The organism is Streptosporangium sp. NPDC020072 (genome assembly GCF_040631445.1).
Lineage (GTDB): Bacteria > Actinomycetota > Actinomycetes > Streptosporangiales > Streptosporangiaceae > Streptosporangium.
In genome coordinates, this window is the sequence record NZ_JBEYAB010000020.1 from 1 (window position 1) to 21,432 (window position 21,432).

Sequence of the window (21,432 nt, forward strand, 5' to 3'; positions counted from 1 at the left end):
AGGGGCGAGGGGCCCGGCACCACCATGCCGGGGGGGGCGGGGCCCGCCGGGGGGGCCGCCCCCCGCGGGGCCCCCTCCCCCCGCGCGCCACCGGTCCTCGAGTTCTCGCGGGTGCCCCCCCCTGGGTTCGCCCCCGCGGAACACGTCAAGGTGCCCGCGTCCCACGAGTGCCGGACCACCGTGGGACACGGGCACGGCTCACCGTCGCCCGGCCGGGGCACCGTCCCTGTCGCAGACGGTGTCACCGCCGGGCAGGACACCGTCGACCAGATACCGGTTGACGGTGGCGTCGACGCAGGTGTCGCCCGCCGCGAGGTAGGCGCCGTGACGGTAGGCGCCGCGCAAGGTGACCATAAGGGAACCGGTCAACGCCCGGTGCATGGCCCGCTGGCCGGGGTAGGGGGTCACCGGGTCGCCGGTCGCGCCGACGACCAGCAGCGGGACGTCGTTGCCGATCGTGGTCGGCGCCTCGACCGGTGCGGTCGGCCAGAAGGAGCAGGGACTGACGTTGCGGGTCATCGGCCCGAACAGCGGCTCGTCGGCGCGGTGGGCCTGGATGTCGCGGAAGTAGGACTGCGGGTCGCGGGTGGCGGGCTTGTCGGCGCAGATGATCGGGGTCCCCGCCCGGTCCTCCGCCGACCCCGAACCGGTGAACAGGCCGTCGAGCGTCTCCTTCAACGACGCCGGGACGGTGACCGTTCTCCCCCGAGCGGCGTCGGCCAGCACCCGCACCTCGGCGGCGAGGCCGGCGTACGCCTCGGGGCGGTCGTCGTAGAGGCGGACGAACAGCAGGTAGGGGACGTGCTGGAAGCCGAGCCGATACGGGCCGACCCGCAGCGGGCGCCGGGTGGCGGCCTGGTTGACGCGCTCCACGGTGGCCAGGACCTCGGCCTCGGTCGTGCCCAGGCCGTACTCGGCGTCGCGCGCGGCGGCCCACGACGCCCAGTTCCGCAGCGCGGCGGCGATCGCCGGGCCGTTCTCGGACAGCAGGTCGGGGCCGTAGACGTCCGGTCCGACCGCGCTGTCCAGCACGACCCGGTCGGCGCGGGAGCCGAACATCTGCGTGTAGACGGCGCCCAGGTAGGTGCCGTAGGAGTAGCCGAGGTAGGACAGTTTGGGCTCGCCGAGGACCTCGCGGACGACGTCCATGTCGCGGGCGGTGTTGCGGGTCGTGGCGTGGGGCAGCAGGTCACGGTCGCCCTGGGCGCACCCGTCCGCCAGCTCCTTCATGAGGGTCACGCTCTCGTCGAAGGTGCGGCGGGTCGGACCGGCGGACCGGGTCGGGGTGTCGGTCGTCCACCGGCAACGGATCTGCCTGTTGCGGCCGACGAAGCGCGGGTCCATCCCGATCAGGTCGTAACGGGCCGCGACGGCGGGCATGTACCCGGCCAGGAGCACCTGGGGCACCCCGCTCCCGCCGGGACCACCGGGGTTGATCAGCAGGGCGCCCCTGCGCCTGGCCGGGTCGGTCGCCCTGATCCGGGAGATCGCCACCGAGATGGTCCGCCCCCGGGGGTCGCGGTAGTCCAGCGGGACGGTGACCTCGGCGCACTGGGCGCCCGCCGCGTCCAGCTTCTCGCCGGTCTCGTCGTCCGGCCCGGTCCTGCAGCCGTGCCAGGTGAGTGTCTGGCGGTGGAACGTTCCTGCGGCCCCTGTGAGGTCCGCGGCGTCCGCTGACGCCTGGCCGGTGACCGCCATCCCCGTCATCAGCGTCGCCCCCGCGGCGACGGCTGTGACGATCTTTCGTGCACGCACGGAAAGCCCCCTGTCGAATGTCGTCACCCCGAAGCTAGGTTCCGCGCGGTCGATCATGATCGGTCATATGGTCGATGGAACTCGACCATATGGACATTCCTCTCTCGTTCGCCCCACGAAGGCCGGCATGATCGAGATCATGCGGACCCGCGTCCTTTTCGTGCGACACGGAGACTCCCTGCACAAGCACGAGCGGGTGACAGGCGGCCCGAAGGGCTGCCGGGGGCTCACCGAGACCGGCAGGCAGCAGGCGGAACGGCTCGGGAGGCGGCTCGCCGCCGAGATCGGGGAGGCCAGAACCTCGGTCTACTCCTCGATCCTGCCCAGGGCGGTCGAGACGGCCACCGCGATCTCTGCGGCCTGCGGCCTGCCCTTCTCCCAGGACTTCCAGGACTGCGGGCTGTGCACCTGGCACATCCCGCCGGAGGCGGACGGGCTGCCGAGCGAGGAGTTCCTGCGGCGTTTCCACGCCGACGGCGGCGGTGTCCACCGGCCCTTCCAGGTGGGCAACGAGAGCTGGGCCGAGCTGGTGACGCGCGTCAGCCGTACCGTCGCCGACCTCGCCTACCGCCATCGCGGTGAGACCGTCATCGTCGTCGGCCACGCGGAGACGGTCGAGGTCTCCTTCAACGTGTTCGGGCTGCTGCCCGCCTACCGGCCCTTCGACCTGGAGGTCTCCCCGGCCTCCGTGACGGAGTGGGTCACCGACGAGGACCCGGGCCGGTGGCCGCCGCCCCGGTGGACGCTCACCCGCTTCAACGACACCTGATCCGGGGCGTACCATGGGGCCGCACACGAAAACGCGGTCCGGTTGGTAGCCCGGGCATGTCGCTCTCGTAACCGCCCTCTCCAGGGATGTCCGGTGTGCCGGAAACGGTCTCGTCAGACCGTTCGTCGGCATACACCTGGGAGGGCGTTGTGATCTCACTGGCCGTTTACTACGAGGGCCCCTTCTGGGTCGGTGTCCTGGAGATGGTCGAGGGCGACGAACTGCGGGTGACGCGGTTCGTCCTCGGCTCTGAGCCGACCGACCCGGAGCTGTACGAGTTCCTGATGCGGCACGGTAGCGCGCTGCTCGCGCGGACCGCGGAGTCGCGCGCCGTACCGGCGGGGGAGCGCGCCGAGCGGCGGGTCAACCCCAAACGCGCCGCCAAGCTCGCCGCCCGCCAGGCCGCCCGGGTCTCCACCAGGAGTACGGCCTCGCAGGAGGCGATGCGGATCGAGCTGGAGGGCCGCAAGCGTGAGGCGGCCACCGACCAGCGGGAGAGGAAGCGGGAACTGGCCGAGTACAGGCGCGAGGTCGCCAGGCGCAAGCGCGTCGAACGGCACCGGGACACCTGACCGGCGGGCCGGTTTCGGCCGCGTCACCGGTTCACCGCCCGCCCCGGTTTCGGCCGCGTCACCGGTTCACCGCCTGCCAGGAGAGCCGCCTGTCCGGTTCGCCGCCTGTCCGAGGAACCGGCGTCCCCGGCGGGTTCGGGCGTCGCCGCCGGGGACGCGCGGGTCAGACGCCGCCGGTGACGGAGATGGTCTGGCCGGTGATGCCGGTGTTGGCGGCCGAACCGAGGTAGACGACCGCGTTGGCCACCTCACGGGCGTCGAGCAGCCGGCCGACGGCCGACAGGTTGATGTAGCGCTGACTGAACGGCTCGATCCGCTCCTCGTTGCGCGCGGTCGCGGTGAGGCCGGGCAGTACGACGTTGGACAGGATGTCGCCGTCCCGGCCGAGGCTGAAGGCCGCGGACCGGCTGAACCCGTGGACCGCGGCCTTGGCCGTCGTGTAGTACTCCGCACCGGCCATGCCCTCGTCGACGAGACCGCTGGAGATGTGCACGAGGCGTCCGAAACGGCGTTCGCGCATCCCGGGGGTGACCAGCCTGCTCAGCTCCAGGTAGCCCTCGACGTTGCGCCGCACCATCTCACGCCAGGCGTCCTCCTCGACCTTGTCGAACGACTCGCCGGGCTCCCATCCCCAGGTGAAGAGGGCGTTGTTGACCAGCACGTCGATCCGGCCGGTCCAGTCGAGCGCGGCGGAGACCACGGCGCGGGCCGAATCGAGGTCGCCGAGCTCGTAGGGGACGACCAGGGCGTGTTCCCCGATCTCCTTGGCCACCTGCCCGGCTTCCTCGGGTGAGCTGCGATAGGTGAGCACCACGTCGGCACCCTCGGCGGCGAAACCCCGCGCGACCTCCCGGCCGATGCCGCCCGACGCTCCGGTCACGATCACGGTACGGCCGTCAAGTCCCAGGTCCATGAAAACCCCTTAACCGATTGGTTTGCTTCGCAACATCGAAGCATCGGGGCAGGGGAGGAACGTCGCCAGGGTGGGTACCCCGGGTGTCCGGCATTGGTGCGGGCGGCGCCTGACCCCGCCCCTCCATACTCCGCTCCCCTCGGGCACTGTCAACGGCTGTTCGAATTAGGCTTGTAACGGACGCCCCATATATGTAATTTGCGTTTCGCACAAAGGGGCGGCGGGCATCTGGACCCCGCGGGCTCTCCCCTCCTGCCGGGGAGGGCCCGCGGACTTCCCTCGACTACGGTGTGCCGTATGTGGCGGTTCACTCCTTTCGAAGAGCGGCTCCACGCGGCGCAGACAGGAGGGAACCTCGCCCGGTGCCTGGGCCTGCTGGCCGCGGCCGACTTCGCGATGCCGATCTCCAGGGCCGCGGCGGCGGGGGACGAGCCCGTGGCCTGGCCGACCTGGACGGACGACGAACGGACCTGGCTGATCGCCTACACCTCACAGGAGGCGCTGCTGGCGGGCACCGGCGGAGCCGTCGGCGACCACCGGATCGTCCTGATGGCCGAACTCGCCGCGGGATGGCCCGACCCCCACTGGGGACTGGCGGTCAACCCGGGGCTTGAGCCCTCCTTCCTCCTTGAGTCGGGTACGGTGGCCCGGCTCGCGGCGCCCACCCTCGCGCAGGACAACGCGGTCGATCCGGGGATCCCGATCGTGCAGAAACTGGTCGGGCCGGAGGAGATCCGGGCGCTGCTCGACGACGGCGCGCCGAGTGTGTCCGGATACTGTCACCACGCCCTCGACGTGGCGCACATCGCGACGCCGGCCGTGCTCGCCGAGGCCCTGCTGCAGGAGGAGATGATCACCGATAGCGGATCGGTGAACGTCCTGCGCTGGCCCGCGATCGGGTTCGACCTCTACCGGACGCCCTACGGCGGGGTGGACGAGGAGACGATGCGCGCCGTGGGCGGGTGGGTGGTCGAGGAGCCGCCCTTCGTCGGGCTGGGGCTGGTGCCGAACGTCGACCAGACGATCAGGGAGTACAAGGTGGCAGGGGTCGCGTTGCCGTACGGGGCGGAGATCGTGGAGCTGGGCGACGACGGGGTGACCCGGCGGCGCGCGGTCTACGACGGGGACCTCGGAGGATGGATTCTCCTTGAGGCGGCGCGGTGACCGGCTCCTTCTACCGGGCCCACTGGCGCGGGAGCCCCTACCGGGCCTCTCCCGAACTCCGCGGGGACGGACTGTGGCTGCGTCTGTGGAGTCCGTACGCCGTCGAGGGGGCCGAGGAGGTGGTCGCCGGGCGGTGGATCGTGGTGGTGCCCGCCGGGGAGTGCGAGCGGATCGACCTCGTGACGACGGTCTGCGAATGGCGCGGCGAACCCTTCCTGGTGGTCGGCGAGAGGGAGGACGAGGTGCTGCTGGAGTATCCCGGCGGTCTGGCGCCGGTGGCTCTCTCGCTGGGGTTCGAAAGGGTCGAGCGGGGAGTTTATCGCCGCTGGACCCCCCGCGCGGAAACGGGGAATGCGAGGGAAGAGGCGCGTTCTGTCACGATTTCGTGACTTATGTACGGCTTCTGTTGTTGTTCTGTGATTTAAATAACAGAAGCGAACTTTGTGGTGGACGTTAGGTAGCTTGATCGTGTTGTTCGAGTGAACACAGTGACAGCGTTTACCACGGGGGAGAACGTGCAGCCGGTCGAGAGAGCGGACGCGACAGGTATGCAGGCCTACGCCGACGAACTGCGTCGGACCTTCATGAGCCTGCAGGACGAGGGACTCGACCTGCTGCGGAACGCGAAGGCCGTACAGGTGACCGAGAGGTCCAAGGACGGCCTGATCACGGTCACGGTGAACTCGCGCGGCGAACTCGTCCGGCTCGACATCGACCCGAGGATCTACCGCCACCCCGACGCCAGGGCCCTGGCCGACACCATCACCGACACCGTCCACCGCGCGGGCGAGAAGGCGCAGCAGAAGGTCGTCGAGGTGTTCGAGCCGCTGGTCCCCGCCGACCAGATGCGGGCCTACATCGAAGGCGACGTGGAGAAGATGATGGACCAGCTGGCCGGCATGATGGCGGGGAGGACCAGTGGCGACCTCTGAGCCCGTCCTCTACCTGGGCGCGGTCATCGAGAACGGGATCTCCCAGTGGGACACCATGGCCTCCGACCTCAGCGAGGCGTTGTCGCCGGTGTCCGCCGAGCTGAAGGCGCTCAACGCGACGGCGCCGTGGGGGAACGGCCCCGAGGGGCGGGCGTTCGCCGCCCAGTACCTCAAGGGGGACGGCCCCAACCGGCTGGTCGAGACGGGAGCCGAACTGGTCGGCCACATCACGGACGCCGGGACGCTGCTGCGCAAGACCATCGCCAACTCCCGGGCGGCCGACGCCAGGAACGTCGAGGACATGACCCGCCACGCGAAGGCAGTGGCCCAGGGACGTGTGACGGCCTGAGATGGCCGGTAGGGGGGACGTCAACTCACAGACGTCGAGTGACCTGTCGTCCGAGAACGACTTCGGCGGCGTGTCCGCGACGGACGTGCGGCCGGTGTGGGAGACGGAACAGCTGCCGGACTGGGTGGTCCACTGGCTGATCCCGATGCTCATGTCGGGACAGGCCTGGCCCGAGGCCAGCGAGAGCGGGCTGTGGAAGCTGCGGGAGGTGCACCGGCGGGCCGTCGAGGTCTACGCGGCCGCCTTCGAGCCCACGAGTACGGCGGTGCGGACGATCGCGGCGGACTGGGAGGCCCCCGTCAAGCCCGTCACGTTCTACCGAATCGGGCAGATGTACGACGAGAAGACCGGCGTGCTGTCCAAGATGGCCGGTCACCACCGGTACGCCCAGCAGACGGACGCCTTCGCACTGGAGACGCAGTACTCCAAGATCTCCATCAACGTGGCCTTCTGGGTGGCCGTCATCGCGATCGCCATCGCGCTGCTCGCGGCCTTCTTCTCCGCGGGGACGACCACCCCGATGGTCGGCTCGACCGCGACGGCCCTGCGGGAGGTGATCAGGAAGATCCTCACCCGCCTCGGCATCATGGCGGCACGCCCGGCCGGGGTCGCCGCGGCGAGCAAGCTGACCACCCTGGCGGGCGGCGCGGGGGGCAAACTGCTGTCCGGCGCGCTGGCCCGCGAGCTGTTCGAGGAGATCGGTGAAGAGACCTTCATCGATGCCTACACCCAGTACAAGCAGATCCAGCTGGGCACCAGGAAGAGCTGGGACTGGAACAAGACCATGGCCGCCGTCATCGGCGCCGGCGCGGGCGCGGTCGTCGGAACCAAGATAGGCGGCTCGGTCTCCGGGCTCACCAACAGACTGCCGGGCATCCGCCAGTTGAACCGGAGCGCGGGCGACCTGCCGGGATGGGGCAACGCCTTCAAGCGCTTCCCCGGCCGGGCGTTGAACACCGGCCTGAACAACGTGGTGGCCTCGCCCGCGGGCAGCTTCGTCGCCAACGGCCTGGTGTACGGGCAGTGGGCGCCCCCGACGGCCGACTCGCTTGTCGGCGGCTTCATGGGCGGAGCAGGCCGGACGAACACGGTCAGCCCGTTCAACGCCGACGTGGTCGGGGCGTTCGTGAACCCGGCGGGCGCGTTGAACTCCGCCATCGACGCCGCCGCGGCCACCGACCTGGCGAGCGTCGGGACGGACCCGTCATCCGGGGGCGCTCCCGGGAACGACTCAGGGGGCGGCCCGGGGACCGGCCCCGGAACCGGGCCCGGGAGCGGACCTGGGAACGGACCCGGGAGCGGGTCGCACTCCTCGCAGGGGCCGGTGCAGGGGCCGATCTCCCCCACCACGCCGAAGTCCTCCTCCACTTCCACGACCCCGCCGGGTACACACGCCTCCCCCGGTACGGCCCCGCACGTCTCCCCGGGGACGAAGACCTCCTCGACCACGCACGTCTCCCCGACCGCGCACACTGCCCCGGACACTGCCCCTGACGCTGCCTCGGACACCGCTCCGGACACGCAGGCCGCCCCGGACACGCAGGCCGCCCCGGACACGCAGGTTCCCCCGGGCGCGCAGGTTTCCCCGGACACGCAGCAGACGGGCGGTGTTCCGCAGGCCGGGGGGACACAGGGGAACGGCGCCACCACGACGGAACAGCAGGGACGCCCCGACCAGGCGGCCGCACCGGACGTCACCGACCCCACCTCGACCACCCAGTCCCCCACCTCGCAGAACCCGGCGAACCCGCAGAGCCAGCAGAGCCCGGCGAGCACCGGTCACCAGGGGACCGCCGCCGCGAACCCGGCCGACACGACGGCCCCGGCGACCTCGACGGCCCCGGCGACTTCGACGGCACCAGAGACCTCGACGGCACCGGAGGGCCCGGCGGGTCCGTCCTCCGGTGGGCAGGGGAACACGGCGCTCGCCGGACCGACCCCGTCCGCCTCCGCACCCGTGGCCGACCAGCAGGGCGACCCGGTGCCGGGCGGGACACCCGCGCGGACGGCTCCGGACGGCACGCCGGGGGCCGCCGTACCGCTCGTGGGTTCCAGGGGTGGAATCCGGCCCGCGGGGAGCATCGACGCCCTCATCAACAGGGGACGGCCCGCACCGCCCGAGGAGATCGACCACGGGGTCCGGGTACCGAAGCTCAACGTGGAGCCCGCCTCGGGACCGGAGCAGACGCTGGCCAACGCCCACGACCCCCGCGAGGTGCCTTCGGCCAGGGACTGGGAGGGGCTGCGCGGATCGGTCGCCCCGGAACCGGTCACCGTCCCGCACGCCTCGGGGGCGGTCCGCCTGGAGGCGCGCAGACTGTCCGTCCCGTGGCGGGGACAGCGGCGTCCCGTCACCGAGATCACCGTCCGGGTGAGCGTCCGCGCCGATCCCCGGATGAGTCCCGAGGAGATCGCCGCCGCCTACGCCAGGGTGCTCGAAGGGGTTGACCTCTACTGCAACCACCAGCACCGGCTGCCTGACGGTTCTCAACTGCACGTGCGGATGGAGTTCGTGGTCGCGCCTGACTCGGCCCCGACCGGCGAGGTCGTCCACCTGCACCCCGGGACCGGGGTCCGCGCCTTCGACTTCGCGGACCTCCAGAGCTGGTCGGGCGAGGGCGAAGTGATCACCGCACCGCTGGACCAGCTGGCGGACTACCGCTCCCGCGCCCCCATCGACCACACGAGCTGGTACGCGGAGATGCCGCCCGTGGTCTTCGCGCACGAGACGATGCACCTGCTCGGCATGCTCGACGAGTACGTCGACGCGCGTGACGGGAACCGGGCCGACCTCGGCGCGGCGGGCGTCCGGGGCGATGCCAACCTGCTGGGACACACGGTCCTCCTCTGGTCGGGGGGCAACCCGGTGCTCGACCGGGACGGTCACCCGGTGCCGGAGGCCGTCGGGCTCCGCGACCGTCACCTGGAGCACGTCTACGGCCTGCTGCCGGAGAGCGGAGCCTTCACCGCCCGCCCCGAGACCGCGCCCGCGACCTCGGGATCCGCGAACTCCACGTCCTCCACGGCCGAGAACTCCGAGCCCGAGGCCTCCACGACCGAGAACCTCGCTCCTGAGAACTCCACGACCGACAACCCCGAGACCCGGCCCGGCCCCGAGTCTGAAACGCGAAACGAGACCCGGCCTGAGACCCAGGACGAGACGCGGCCCGAGACTCAGGACGAGACCCGGCCCGAGGAGTGGTCGCGGCCCGACTACGAGCCCGGCCGGTTGCCGGGGAACCTGCGGACGCTCCTTGAGGAGTTCCCCGCCGGAGACCGTCCGCTCCTTGAGCACCTCAGGCTCCTGGAGCGCGCCGACGCCCTCTTCGCCGATGAGGGGCCGCTGACGCCGTACCACCTGGCCTACACCGACGCGCTGGTCCGGATGGCGCAGGAGGTCTACGACACCGGACCGGAGTACTCCTTCTCCACCACCGAACTGGCCCGGCTGCGGGGCCTGTCCGAGCTGCTGCTCGGCGACACCCCGCCACGGCTGGACGCGCTGGCCGAACAGGTCAACGAACTGCTCGGCCGGGACCGGGACACCACGGTGGAGAACCGGAAGATCCACACCCTGGCCGGCATCGTGGCCGACGTGACGCCCAGGCCGGGGGAGACAGGCAGGCAGACCGCGCGCAGGGCCGTTCTCGAACGCCGGGGCTCGCTGAGCGGTGTCCTCGAACTCCGCCGCGCCGGGATCAGGATCCCCCAGGTCGCGACGGACCCGGCCCTCGCCATGCGGTCCGCCCTCAGCCCGGACGACTCCCGTGGCGCGGACAACGATCCCAGGGTTTTCCAGAGGTTCTGGAACACCCTGATGAACCAGGTGCGGGCCGAGGCGCACCGCCGTGGGACGGGGGTGCTCGACGAGCTCCAGCAGTTCACCCTCCAGCGCGCGCTCGGCAGGATCTTCACCGCCAACCCCGACGACTGGATGCTCAAGGGCGGCCAGGCGATGCTCTCCAGGAACCCCGGGGGGCGCGCGAGCAGCGACATCGACCTCGTCAGGATCTCGGGGGACACCGACCCCGAGGTGATGGCCGCCGAGTACGAGGCCGCGCTGGCCCGTGACCACGGCGACATGCTGCGGTTCGAGCGGGTGTCGAAGGTCCCCATCCTGCACGGCAAGGCCGTCAGGATGGTGCACAGGGTCTACTGCGGCGACATGGAGATCATGCAGCTCAGCGTCGACATCGCCCCGCCGCGCACCAGGCCCGTGTGGAAGGAGCCGGACCTCATCGCCTTCCCCCCGCAGATCATGTCGACCGGCCACCCGGACGAGGCCCCCGCCATCAGGGTCATCTCCTACGAGGACACCCTGGCGCACAAGGTCTCCGGCATCTACACGCACGGCATCAGGACGCTGGAGACGCGCTGCCTCGACTGCACCGCCCGTGGGGGCGGCCTGTTCAGCTGCAAGTCGGGTGACCTGCCGTACCGGTGCCAGGACCTGGTCGACGTCCTGATGATCATCCTGAGCTCGTCGTGGGACGGGCCCGCGACGCACGCCATGCTGCACGCGGAGTTCGCCTGGCGGCTCGAACAGGGCGAGAACATGAAGGTGCCCGAGTCCTTCGAGATCCCCAACCCCGATTGGTTCAGGAAGTTCGACCAGTACGCCAGGACGACACCCGGCCTGCCGTACGGCGGGCTGGCCGAGGCCATCCCGGTCGCGCAGGCGTTCCTCGACCCCCTCCTGCGGCCGGAGGCGCCGCCGGCCAGCCGCTGGGACCCGCAGACCCGCCAGTGGGTCGAGACCGACGGGACGACCCCCGCTCCCATGACCGACGCCGGGGAGTCGACCGCCCCCACGGGAACGCCGAGGGTCCGGCAGCTGGAGGGCCCCAGCGTCGCACCGGCGTCCACGGTCCACGCCGACCCCGACATGGTCGAGCGGTGGGACCACCTGACCCGGGGAGGCCTCGACGAGGAACTGCGGCTGCTCAAGGAACGGACCGACCTCTCCCCCGAGGAGAAGGCGGAGTTCGTCAAGGGCCGGCTGATGTACGACAACGGCTACACGGAACTGACCCGTGTCCCCGGCCCGGAGAACGAGAACTACAAGCACCTGCGCTTCTACGCGCACCAGCGTGGCGAGCTGTACAGCCACGCGGCGGCGCTGATGGCGGACCCGGAGACGACGGTCGAGATCGCCTTCGAACCCGACCGGGGCTTCAAGACCTACCAGTGGGACTCCCACCAGACCCACCTGGCCTTCCTCGGCGACCTCCCGGCGGGCCTCACCGCCGACCAGGCCAACGCCGCCTTCCTGCGCGCCCTGCTCAAGACCCCGGACGTCACGGACCTCGACCCCGCCACGCTGGCCGACCACTTCGTCGACCTGCACGCCCAGCCGCTCAAGGACGCCCTGGAGCTGCGGCGGCGTCTGATCGAGGACTACGGCATCGAGCCGCACCGGGTCCGGCTGGCCTTCGCCAACACCAGTCAGAAGAGCCACTACGCCGAGACCCAGTGGATGCGGGCCCAGCTCCTCACGCTGCAGGCGATCCAGACCGACGCCGAGCAGGCCAGGCGGCGCATGGTGGACAGGATGCTCGGGCCGGACGAGGAGAGCGCCGCCCGCCGTACGGCCCGCGCGCAGGCGGTGGTCGACCGGCTCGGTGCGGCCAACGGGAATCCCGAGGAGTACGCCCTGCTCTGGGTGCGCGACACCAGGGGACAGCCGGTCGGCGGCAGGCACGGCCCGCACCTGGACACCCGGCCCGAGATCCTGCGTCAGACGATCGAGACGCTGCGCGAACGGCACCCGGGGCGGCGTGTCGTCCTGCTCGGCGACGACGTCTTCGCCGGTCGTCCCGGGCTTGAGGAGGCCTGGCGGCGCGAGGGCGTGCTGGACGGCGTCGACATCCGGACGCTGGTGGAGTTCTGGAAGCCGGAGCACAACGAGGGGGTGGCCCTGAACTACGCGGAACAGGGCCTGTTCTTCGCCCGGCTGGCGGCCCAGCACGACGTGGTCCAGATCGGCATGGAGAGCGGGGCGCTGGAGATCCCCGCGATGCTCGGCGTGCCCACGGTCTACTTCGAGGCCCTGGAACACGACGGGAACAAGGGCAACCGCTGGCTGCTCTACTGGCAGGACTGGACGTTCGGCAGGCCGGAGCAGGTCCTCGACGACCAGGGCAACCCGCTCTTCGACCGGATGGGACGCCCCGTCACGAGGTTCGTCGTCGAGGAGACGAGTCCCGCCCCGCTGACCGGGATGCGGAGGGTGTCGTTCGGTCCCGACCTGTCCGACCCCACCAACCGGAGAGGGCAGCCGGTCGCCGTCTACCACTCGGCGCGGCTCGCGGTCACCGTGGACCGGATCGCCCGGCTGGTGAGCAGCGGCCAGCTCGACCAGTGGCCGCTGCGGCTCGGCCGGAGCTCCTCACTCGACGGCAAGGAGTGGATCGACTGGACCGCCGAGGACTGGAGGCGCAGCGCCTACTACGCCGACCAGCTCCGGCTGTGGCTGGGCACCGACGCCACGACGCCCGACGAGGTCGGCAGGAAGTGGCACGGCGTACGGCTCGCCCTGCTCGGCGTGCTGGAACCGCAGTTCATCGCCGACCAGGAGTACGAGGGCCTGTCCCTCGCGCACCCCTACGCGGTCCTGAGCCTGGAGACCTCCCCGGCGAACACGTCGGCGAACACTGAGACCGACCCCGCCGCCGCCCGGATCGCCCAGGCCTACGACACCGCCCAGGAGGAGCGCGGCGTCGCCGTCACCGAGGCGCTCAGGCCGCTGCTCGCCTCGCCCGACCTGGCCCGGCGGGCGCTGGAGGAGCTACGGCTGTTCCAGCTCACCCCGGCGGAACTCCTCACCCTGGGGGAGGAGATCGACAGGGCGACCGGCAACGCCGTCCGGCCGTACGCGGAACGGCTGGAGATTCCCATCGCCGAGGGGCAGCCGACGCCACGGGAGGTGCTCGAACGCTTCGACCCGACCGTCGCGGGACTTCCCGAGGTCACGCCGGAGGAGGCCGCGCGGTACATCGCCGACAACGTCGCCACCCGGCCGTGGCTCGCCGGCGTCGCGGGCCTGGACCCGGCCGTCCAGCGTGTCCTGGTCGCCGTCGACCAGGGGCAGGGACACCACCTCGCCCGGCACGAGGGCTTCGCCGCGGACGGCAGGCTGGAACGCCGCGTCACCTGGCTGGAGGACCCCGCGCAGCTCGACGAGGGGGAGCGGGCACGCTCGACCGACGCGTTCAAGCCGGGGGACAGGGAGCACGGCTGCGCCGACGCGGCCACGGCGATCAGCGACCCCGTCGCGTTCGCCGTCGCCGTCGCGCGGAGCATCGAGCACCCGGCCGTGCGGAACGCCCTGACGACGCCGTTCGACCCCGACAGGCGTCCGGACCGGGTCACCGTGCCGATCGAGGAACTGCTCGGCCCCGACGGCCACCTGTACTTCTCCGGATACAGGATCGTGCCCCTCAACGGTAGCCTTGAGGCCGCGATCTCGAACCGGGCGTCCTGGGTCATGGAGCGCCGCGACCCCGCGAACCTGCCGGAGGACCGCAGGCCGACCGGCCCCGAGCCGCAGGCCGTGCCCATCGCGAGCATGGAGGGGGGAAGCATGCAGTACTTCTTCCAGCCGAACCGTCAAGGTGACGGCTACGAGATCACCACCATGTTCGCGGACCCGGCATGACGGACTCCGTGCTGCTGCGGGTGTGCGCCACCTACTGTCACCCCGAGGCCGACCAGGGCGCCTACGACAGCCTGAGACGGCTGGCCGTACGGCCCGGCGACCGGGAGATGGCGCTGTTCAAGGCGGAACTGCGCCGTGCCCTCACCGACCCGGACCAGGTGCCGCCGTCGCTGTACACGGCTGTCCGGTACGACGACGGCAGCGCCGAACGCTTCCTGCGGCGACTGTGGGGGGACCTGTATCCGGACGAGCCGGTGCCTAACCCACCCGGGAGATGATCTCCGCGGCGATGTCCCGGCTCAGGGTTTCGTCGGGTACGGCCCCGGCCTCCGTGAGCATGTGGGCCACCCTCGGTTCGACGGCGGCGATCCGCTCCGGGTGGACCAGGGCGGCGTGACCCCGCCGGTTCCGTGGGGAGAGGGTCGCCGGGTCGAGGTCCGGGATGAAGTACTCGACGAACCGCGCGCCGTCGCCGGGGAACTCGTGCCGCTCCGCCAGGGGGGCCAGGTCGGCGTGGAGCGCGCGCAGGTCGACGAGGTCCTTCAGCACGGCGTCCATGAGGACCCTGCGCAGGTCGCCGTGGTCGGTCCAGTCGGCCACCAGGTCGACGACGGTGCGGTGCGCGGTCGTCACCGGGATTCCCTCGACCACGGTCACCTCCTCCGGCGTGAGACGCGCGAGGTGGATCTTCACCGCCCGCGGCGCCTCAAGCGTCTCGGGGGAGGTGAAGATCATCAGAGGACTGGCGACCGAGCCGAGTCCCAGCAGGCGGCAGGCCGACTCGTGGGAGAGCACGGCGTCCTCGTCGGCCGAACGCGGCCGCTCCCAGCGGTAGAGCTCGGGCAGCAGCGCCAGCCAGGCGGCGTAGGGGTAGGCGTAGCGCGGCCCCGTCGACGACCACGCGAGCTGGTACACCGACCAGTCAAGCTCGACGAGCAGCCCCGAGGCGGCGAAGTGGGCGAGCCCCCGGTCGTCGACGCCGACCCTGGCCGCCTGCGCCGCGGTGACCATCCCGTTCTGGCGCGCGGCGACGGCCGACAGCTCGGCGAACCGCTCTTCCCACATCATTCCTCCACCGTCTCCCGCCCGTCTTCGTGGTCCTCACGATGTCCACGCAGTGAACCGTCGATGGCCAACCTAACGCGCGATCCGCCGTGCGGGGCTTCAGGGAGGCCGGAGAGCCGTACGTCACACGGCCCCGCCCCCTTGGGCGAGGGGGCGGGGGCGGGATCAGGAACGGTGGACGCGCGGGTCGGCCCTCAGCGGGCGCGGCAGCCGTACGGTGATGAACTCGTCGTTGTCGGGTTCGCCCGGAGTACGGCCCGCGGAGAACGGGAAGTTGTTGTCGTTCAGCACACCCAGGGTCCGGTCGTCGAGGATCACCACGTCCTCGATGGTCTGGAACGGGAAGCGGAAGGTCTCCCCGAACCCGCCGAGCCCGGCCGGGTTGGCCAGGTCGAGCAGGTCGGCGACCAGGGTCTTGCGCCCGTCGCGCAGGTCCACCTGGTAGATCCGCTTGAACGCCGCCGCGTCCCCCTGGAGGTTGTCCCGCTCGATGACCAGGAAACGGCTCCTGTCCACCGCGATCATGTCGCCGATCGCGTTGCCCGGACTCTCCAGCCGGTAGGTCCACCGCCTGCCGGTGTAGGAGCGCGAGCGCAGGTCGAACTCGTTGATCCGCAGTGTCCCCGCGGGGTCGCCCGCCACGGTCCCCTCAAGCAGCGGGTAGAGGGTGCGTCCGTCGACCGAACGGGCCATGCCCTCGAAGCCCTTGCTTGAGGCGAGGTTCGGCTGCTCGCCGTTCAGGGACGGGTTCTCCGGCGCCCTGACACCGGGCAGCGGGACCGGCGTCTCAAGCAGCCTGCCGGTGGCCGAGAAGTGCAGCAGGAACGGGCCGAACTCGTCGCCGATCCAGTAGGTCCCGTCGGAGGTCCGCACGATCGACTCGACGTCGAAGTCGGCGCCGGTCAGCTTCCGGTCGGGGCGGGTCAGCGGCCAGGTCACGCGGCCGTCCGGGTCGCTCAGGTCGAACCCGCCGAGCACCCTGACCGTCCCCCGCCGGAGGTCCGGCCTGATCCGGTGGACCCGGAGCAGGAAGTCGGCGCTGTTGGCCTTGGCGCCGTAGCCGTTGTCCGACAGCACGTCGAAGGTGCCGTCGCCACGCCGTACGACCCCGCTGAAGCCCTGCACCGGCTGCCCGGGGAAGGGCGGAGTCACCCCGTTGACCGGCACCGTGCCGAGCTGGGCGCCCGAGGGCTCGCTGCCGGGCACGAACGTCCGGGCAGGCAGCGAGGCGAACCCCGTCAGCACGGCCCTGCCGCGATCGGGCCGGTGGTCGGCCACCGCGGGGGTGGACATCGTCAGCGCCAGTACGGCGGCGCCGACCGTGATCGCCATGCGTCGTCTCATGGCGGCACGCTAGGCATCGCGTGTGAACGGGCGGTGGTGCGCCGCGGGCCGTACGGAGAAGAAATCCGGGGTGCAACAGATGGGCGGGGTCATACGTCCCTGGAGCGTGGAATTCGCCGATTTCGTCGCCGCGCGCGGGAACGCGTTGTACCGGTACGGATACGTCCTGACCGGCAACGCCGAGGACGCGGCCGACCTGACCCAGGAGGCGTTGATGCGTTTGGGGAACGCGTGGCCCCGGATCAAGAAAAAAGATGATCCGGAGGGATATGTCCGTACGACCATGGCACGGCTGCACATCAGCATCTGGCGCAGGCTGCGCAGGGAACGGCTGGTCGCGGCCGTCCCCGAGGGAGCCCACGCCGACGTCCACCCGGACGAGACCGGCCTGTGGAACGAACTGCGGGGGCTGCCGCCGAAACAACGGGCCGTGCTGGTCCTGCGGTACTACGAGGACCTCTCCGACCAGGAGATCGCCGACCTGCTCGGCATCTCCCGCGGCACGGTGCGCAGCCAGGCGTTCCGCGCCCTCGAAAAGCTCAGGGTCCGGATGACCCCCGTGAAGGCGGAGGCGTTGTGACGAACGACAGGAACGAGGCGGACCTGATTCGCGTGCTGGCCGACGCAGCCGACCACGCGCCCGCCCTCACCCGGGACCTGACCGGGGCGGTCCGGGTAGGGGTCCAGGCCAGACGGCGCACCCACAGGGCGCGGGTGGCGCTCGCCTGCGCGGCCGTGGTGGCGATCGCGACAAGCCCTTGGGTGATCAGAGGCGTCCTTCCCGGCGGGAGCGGGCCGGAAGGCGGTGTGTTCGCGGGCGCCTCCGAGGCCCCCGGCACGGTCGAGGTCTCCAGGGGGCCCGTCCCGCGTCCCGTCTCCGAGGTCTGGCCCAAGGCGGTGTCCAGGATTCCGACGAAAGCGGCGGACGGTCTGACGTACCAGCCCGCGGCGGCACTGAGCCCGACGACGCTGCTGCTGATCGCGGAGTCCTCCTTCGAGAGGGCGGCCAGGCTGGACACCTACGACACGACGACGGGCCACAGCGAGCCACTCGTCCGGCTACCCTCGCCCGAGGGCAGGCGAAACTACTACGTCCAGAGGATCGAGGTGGGGACCGACACCATCGCCTGGTGGGGCGACGTCCAGGACGACGACACGTGGGCCGACTTCTGGGTGGCCCCCAGAACAGGCGGTACGGCCAGGCAGGTCGGCGAGGTCACGGGGGCGCTCGCCAAGGTGGAGGGGTTCGGCGTCACGCGGGACTCCCTGGTGTGGTCGGTACGCGGCGGCGGGGTGTATCGCATGCCACTGGAGGGCGGCGCCCCCCAGCCGGTTCCGGGGGCGGAGGGACTCACGCTGATCTCATGGCCCTGGGCGTCCGACGTCTCCCTGCACGACGACAGGAACCAGACGAAACTGGTCAACCTCTCCACAGGGCAGACGCTCCCCGTCAACCCGCCGGAGGGAGCCAAGCAGTTCCGGTGCGGTCCCGTCTGGTGCTCCGGCCTGACGAAGGAGGGAAACATCGTGCAACGTGTCGACGGAAGCGACCGCAGGATCCCATCCGCCTTCTCCGGTCCGTCGGCGGCTCCTCTGCGCATGCTCACGACGGGTTTCCTGGGCCCCGCCCAGGGTCCGAGCCCCCACCTGTCGGTCCTCTACGACCCGGAGACCGACAAGGCCGCGGGATTCGGTGAGCGAACCACGAAGGACCAGGGCTGGTACGGCGTCGGCAGGTCCTCCACGCTCCCTTCGGTCCTCTACACGACCCCCAAGGGGACCATCCCGAAGGGGCCGGACGCCTCGGAGCCGACGTGCGAGGAGAAGTGCACGACGGAGAAATACCTCGTCGTCAACCTCCTGGCCATCCTCACCCCCTGACTCGTCACCACGCTCTTTCCGGCCACCGACAGGACGCCGACGACCGAAGGAACCAGGCCAGACACCCCCGATGCCTCCCGAGGCCGTCCCCGACCCTTTCGGGGTTCGTCCACACGGAGGCCAGGACACAGGTTCCGGCATCGTCCGGCGCCCCGGCGTTCCGCCCACACTGAGGCCGGGGGCCGTCAGGACCGGGTGCTTCGCGTCACCCGGCCCTCCCCGCGGGGGCCGGGTGGTCGTGGATGGGGGCCGGGCGGTCACCACAAGGGGCCGGGTGGCCGTCAGGGCCGGGTTCTCCGTGTCACCCGGCCCTCCCCATCGGGGCCGGGCGGTCACTCTGGCGGGCCGGGTGGTCGTGGTGGGGGCCGGGTGGTCACTCTGGCGGGCTGGACGGTCGTGATGAGGGGAATGGGCGGTCACCATCGCGGGCCGGGCGGTTGTCACGGGTGGGGCGGGCGCGGGAGAGAGGTCAACCGGCCTGACGGGAGTATGAGGACGCGGATGGGGAGGGGCGAAGCCGTACTGAAAGGGGCGCGCCGTATTGAAAGTGGGCGGTCCCGTACGGGAGCTGTACTGGGAGGGGCGAGGCCGTAAATATCAGGAGATGTCGGGGGACAGCTCCTGGGCGAGGATCGCGGCCTGGACGCGGCTGCGCAGGCCCAGTTTGTTCAGCAGCCTGCTGACGTGGGTCTTCGTGGTCGCCTCCGCCATGTCCAGTTCGACGGCGATCTCCGCGTTGGACAGGCCCCGGCCGATGCACGCCAGCACCTCGCGTTCGCGCGGCGTCAGGCCGCCGACCTCCGGGACCGGCCCGCGCGTCGGAACCGCCCCCCTGAAGGCCGCGATCAGCCGCCGGGTCACCGTCGGGGAGATCAGCCCGTCCCCCCGCGCGACCACCCGCACCGCCTCGACCAGCCCGTCGGCGTCGGTGTTCTTGAGCAGGAAACCGGCCGCCCCGGCCCGCAGCGCGCCGAAGACGTACTCGTCGAGGTCGAACGTGGTCAGGATCAGCACGTCCGTGATCCCGCTCAGCGCGCGGGTCGCGGAGATCCCGTCGAGCCTGGGCATCCTGATGTCCATCAGCACCACGTCGGGCCGCAGGTCACGGGCCATCGCCACGGCCCGCTCGCCGTCCTCGGCCTGACCGACCACCTCGATGTCGTCGTGCCCGTCGAGGATCAGCACGATCCCACTACGCACCGCCGCATGGTCGTCGGCCACCAGAACCCTGACCGTCACAACACCCTCCCCCCGGGCCCAGTACACACCCTCCGACGCTCGCACACCCCGGCCCCAAAGACCGCCACGGCACTCTTTCTCCGGGCGACATCGCCGATGGTCCGGCGTGACCCTGTGTCCTTGTCCGGGCTGGTCGTGGGGGTCGCCACGATGTTTTCCCGCGGGGCGGATCGGTGTGTTCTGTGCGGCCTGGCCTCGGAGGCCGCCACGGGACCCTTTTTCCGGGCGGCATCGTCGCCGGTTCGGCGTGGGCCCGCGTTTTTGTCAGTCTTGGCCCTGGTGGTCGTCACGGCGCTTTTTCTCCGGGTGGCATGGTCGCCGGTTCGGTGTGCTTTGTTCGGACTGGCCTCGGAGGCCGTCACGGCGCTTTGCCGCCGGGCGGTACGGTCGCCGGTTCGGCGTGGGCTCGTTCCCCTGTCCGACTCGGTCCTGGAGGTTGTCACAACACCATCCCTCCAGGCAGTACCGAGGACTCCTCGGTCGGCAGTTCGGCGTGGACCCGCCAGCCCTCCTCGTACGGCCCGGCCTCGAAGGAGCCGCCGACCAGGCTCGCGCGCTCCCGCATCCCGACGATCCCGGCTCCGGCGCTGGGCAGGTCGGGGGAACCGTACCGCCTGGAGGCCCTCCTGGCCGCTCCCACCGGGTTGTCGGCGACCAGGGTGATCGTCCCGGCGCCGTACTCGACCACCAGATCGACCTTCTCCTCGCCGTGTTTGAGGGCGTTCGTCAGGGACTCCTGAATGATCCGGTATCCGGCGAGATCGACGGCGGCGGGCAGTTCCCTGGGCTCGCCCTCGACGCGCAGCCGTACGTCCAGGCCCGCCTCCCGGGCCCGCGTCGCCAGCTCGTCCACTTCCGCCACCCGGCGCCGGATCGCCTCGGCCTTCTCCCCGTCCCCGCTCTGCCTGAGCAGCCCGATCATGGAACGCATCTCGGCCATGCCCTGGACGCTGTTCTCCCGCACCGACTCAAGGACGCCCCGGACGGTCGCCATGTCGAGATCCTTGCGGGAGAGCACCGCCGTGGACTGGATGGCGATCGCGCTGAAGTGGTTGGCGATCATGTCGTGCAGCTCACGGGCCATCCTGGCTCGTTCGGCCTCCACCGCCTCCCGCCGGTCGAGCTCGGCCAGCCGCGCGACCTGCTCGGCTCTGGCCCGCTCAAGCTCGGCCTGGGTCCTGAACTGCCTGACGATGAGCGCGCTGACGACCGGCGCGGTGCCGAGCAGGCCGAACTGCGCCGCGGCGATGGCGAAGACCCTCACGTCATGGGAGAGGATCGCGATCACGCAGCCGATGAGGATCGCCAGGGCCGAGATGGTGCCGAACATCCACCTGCCCAACCTGGCCGGCCCGTACAGGGCGGCGGAGTAGAGGTTGTCGGTGAAGACGACGATCGTGCCCAGGGAGTAGCCGAAGATCAGATCCAGCGTCATCCCCGTCGTGCCCAGCGCGAGAGCGCTCACCGGGTGGCTGCGCCGTACCACGACGCCAAGACAGGTGAGCAGCAGCGGGACGGCAAGCAACTGGACGGGCACGGTCGAGGGCAGAAAGGGCACGAGTTCCGCCAGGGCGGCCGACAACGGCTGGCGGTTGTAGGCTCCGGCGGCGAGCAGGATCAGCCCCATCACCAGGGCGATCACGGCCCACAGGGCGTCCCGTCTCATGGGTTCCATCCCATCATCCCGAGGCCGGCGACTCATCCGGCGGCGGGCGGGTTCGTCGTACACACAAGGATGTAGGCGGGGCCACGGACTTCGTCAGCGCAGACGATGTCCGAACCGGGGGAGCGC

General features: G+C 71.0%; 16 protein-coding genes. 10 read left to right on the plus strand and 6 right to left on the minus strand.

Features of this window, described 5'->3' with window-relative positions; all coding sequences use genetic code 11:
• Positions 1-198: 198 nt before the first annotated feature.
• A complete protein-coding gene (locus tag ABZ470_RS36805; protein ID WP_362917308.1) occupies positions 199-1,755 on the minus strand; it encodes an alpha/beta hydrolase in 1,557 nt (518 codons plus the stop codon).
• A 139-nt stretch (positions 1,756-1,894) separates the two neighbouring features.
• Here ABZ470_RS36805 and ABZ470_RS36810 point away from each other — a divergent pair, with 139 nt between their 5' ends.
• The gene (locus ABZ470_RS36810) at positions 1,895-2,524 is read left to right on the plus strand and encodes a histidine phosphatase family protein (RefSeq protein WP_362917310.1); all 630 of its coding nucleotides are present in this window, start codon (positions 1,895-1,897) and stop codon (positions 2,522-2,524) included.
• 149 nt (positions 2,525-2,673) lie between these two features.
• Positions 2,674-3,096 (plus strand): YjdF family protein, encoded by a 423-nt coding sequence (locus ABZ470_RS36815; protein ID WP_362917312.1) that lies wholly within the window; start codon positions 2,674-2,676, stop codon positions 3,094-3,096.
• Positions 3,097-3,259: 163 nt separating this feature from the next.
• Here ABZ470_RS36815 and ABZ470_RS36820 read toward each other — a convergent pair whose 3' ends face one another.
• Positions 3,260-4,009, minus strand: a complete 750-nt coding sequence (locus tag ABZ470_RS36820) for an SDR family oxidoreductase (RefSeq protein WP_362917314.1) — start codon at positions 4,007-4,009, stop codon at positions 3,260-3,262.
• A gap of 297 nt (positions 4,010-4,306) precedes the next feature.
• On the opposite strand from ABZ470_RS36820, the gene ABZ470_RS36825 reads away from it, so the two are divergent.
• The 6 genes from ABZ470_RS36825 (at position 4,307) to ABZ470_RS36850 (ending at position 14,389) form a co-directional block, all read left to right on the plus strand.
• Positions 4,307-5,173 (plus strand): SseB family protein, encoded by an 867-nt coding sequence (locus ABZ470_RS36825; RefSeq protein WP_362917316.1) that lies wholly within the window; start codon positions 4,307-4,309, stop codon positions 5,171-5,173.
• Positions 5,170-5,562 carry a hypothetical protein gene (locus tag ABZ470_RS36830; RefSeq protein ID WP_362917318.1) on the plus strand — a complete coding sequence of 131 codons (393 nt, stop codon included), beginning with the start codon at positions 5,170-5,172 and terminating at the stop codon, positions 5,560-5,562. Before ABZ470_RS36825 ends, ABZ470_RS36830 begins: the two co-directional genes overlap by 4 nt.
• Positions 5,563-5,661: 99 nt before the next feature.
• A complete protein-coding gene (locus ABZ470_RS36835) occupies positions 5,662-6,105 on the plus strand; it encodes a YbaB/EbfC family nucleoid-associated protein (RefSeq protein WP_352012860.1) in 444 nt (147 codons plus the stop codon).
• Positions 6,092-6,454 carry a hypothetical protein gene (locus tag ABZ470_RS36840; RefSeq protein ID WP_352012861.1) on the plus strand — a complete coding sequence of 121 codons (363 nt, stop codon included), beginning with the start codon at positions 6,092-6,094 and terminating at the stop codon, positions 6,452-6,454. Before ABZ470_RS36835 ends, ABZ470_RS36840 begins: the two co-directional genes overlap by 14 nt.
• Position 6,455: 1 nt before the next feature.
• Positions 6,456-14,111, plus strand: coding sequence for a nucleotidyl transferase AbiEii/AbiGii toxin family protein (locus ABZ470_RS36845; RefSeq protein WP_362917320.1), 7,656 nt, complete (start codon positions 6,456-6,458; stop codon positions 14,109-14,111).
• Positions 14,108-14,389: a hypothetical protein gene (locus tag ABZ470_RS36850; RefSeq protein ID WP_362917322.1), complete on the plus strand. Its 282-nt coding sequence runs from the start codon at positions 14,108-14,110 to the stop codon at positions 14,387-14,389. Before ABZ470_RS36845 ends, ABZ470_RS36850 begins: the two co-directional genes overlap by 4 nt.
• Here the strand turns inward: ABZ470_RS36850 and ABZ470_RS36855 are convergent.
• Both ABZ470_RS36855 and ABZ470_RS36860 read right to left on the minus strand, forming a co-directional pair.
• Positions 14,370-15,179 carry a type IV toxin-antitoxin system AbiEi family antitoxin domain-containing protein gene (locus tag ABZ470_RS36855; protein ID WP_362917324.1) on the minus strand — a complete coding sequence of 270 codons (810 nt, stop codon included), beginning with the start codon at positions 15,177-15,179 and terminating at the stop codon, positions 14,370-14,372. The two genes, ABZ470_RS36850 and ABZ470_RS36855, sit on opposite strands and share 20 nt — an antisense overlap.
• Positions 15,180-15,341: 162 nt before the next feature.
• Complete coding sequence (locus tag ABZ470_RS36860) at positions 15,342-16,520, minus strand: esterase-like activity of phytase family protein (protein ID WP_362917326.1); 1,179 nt, start codon at positions 16,518-16,520, stop codon at positions 15,342-15,344.
• Positions 16,521-16,626: 106 nt separating this feature from the next.
• On the opposite strand from ABZ470_RS36860, the gene ABZ470_RS36865 reads away from it, so the two are divergent.
• Positions 16,627-17,100 (plus strand): SigE family RNA polymerase sigma factor, encoded by a 474-nt coding sequence (locus ABZ470_RS36865; protein ID WP_362917328.1) that lies wholly within the window; start codon positions 16,627-16,629, stop codon positions 17,098-17,100.
• Positions 17,097-18,401: a hypothetical protein gene (locus ABZ470_RS36870; protein ID WP_362917330.1), complete on the plus strand. Its 1,305-nt coding sequence runs from the start codon at positions 17,097-17,099 to the stop codon at positions 18,399-18,401. The genes ABZ470_RS36865 and ABZ470_RS36870 overlap by 4 nt, the downstream gene beginning before the upstream one ends.
• Before the next feature lie 597 nt (positions 18,402-18,998).
• Here the strand turns inward: ABZ470_RS36870 and ABZ470_RS36875 are convergent.
• Both ABZ470_RS36875 and ABZ470_RS36880 read right to left on the minus strand, forming a co-directional pair.
• A complete protein-coding gene (locus tag ABZ470_RS36875; protein ID WP_352012868.1) occupies positions 18,999-19,640 on the minus strand; it encodes a response regulator transcription factor in 642 nt (213 codons plus the stop codon).
• A 439-nt stretch (positions 19,641-20,079) separates the two neighbouring features.
• Positions 20,080-21,306, minus strand: a complete 1,227-nt coding sequence (locus tag ABZ470_RS36880; RefSeq protein ID WP_362917332.1) for a histidine kinase — start codon at positions 21,304-21,306, stop codon at positions 20,080-20,082.
• Positions 21,307-21,432 lie beyond the last annotated feature (126 nt).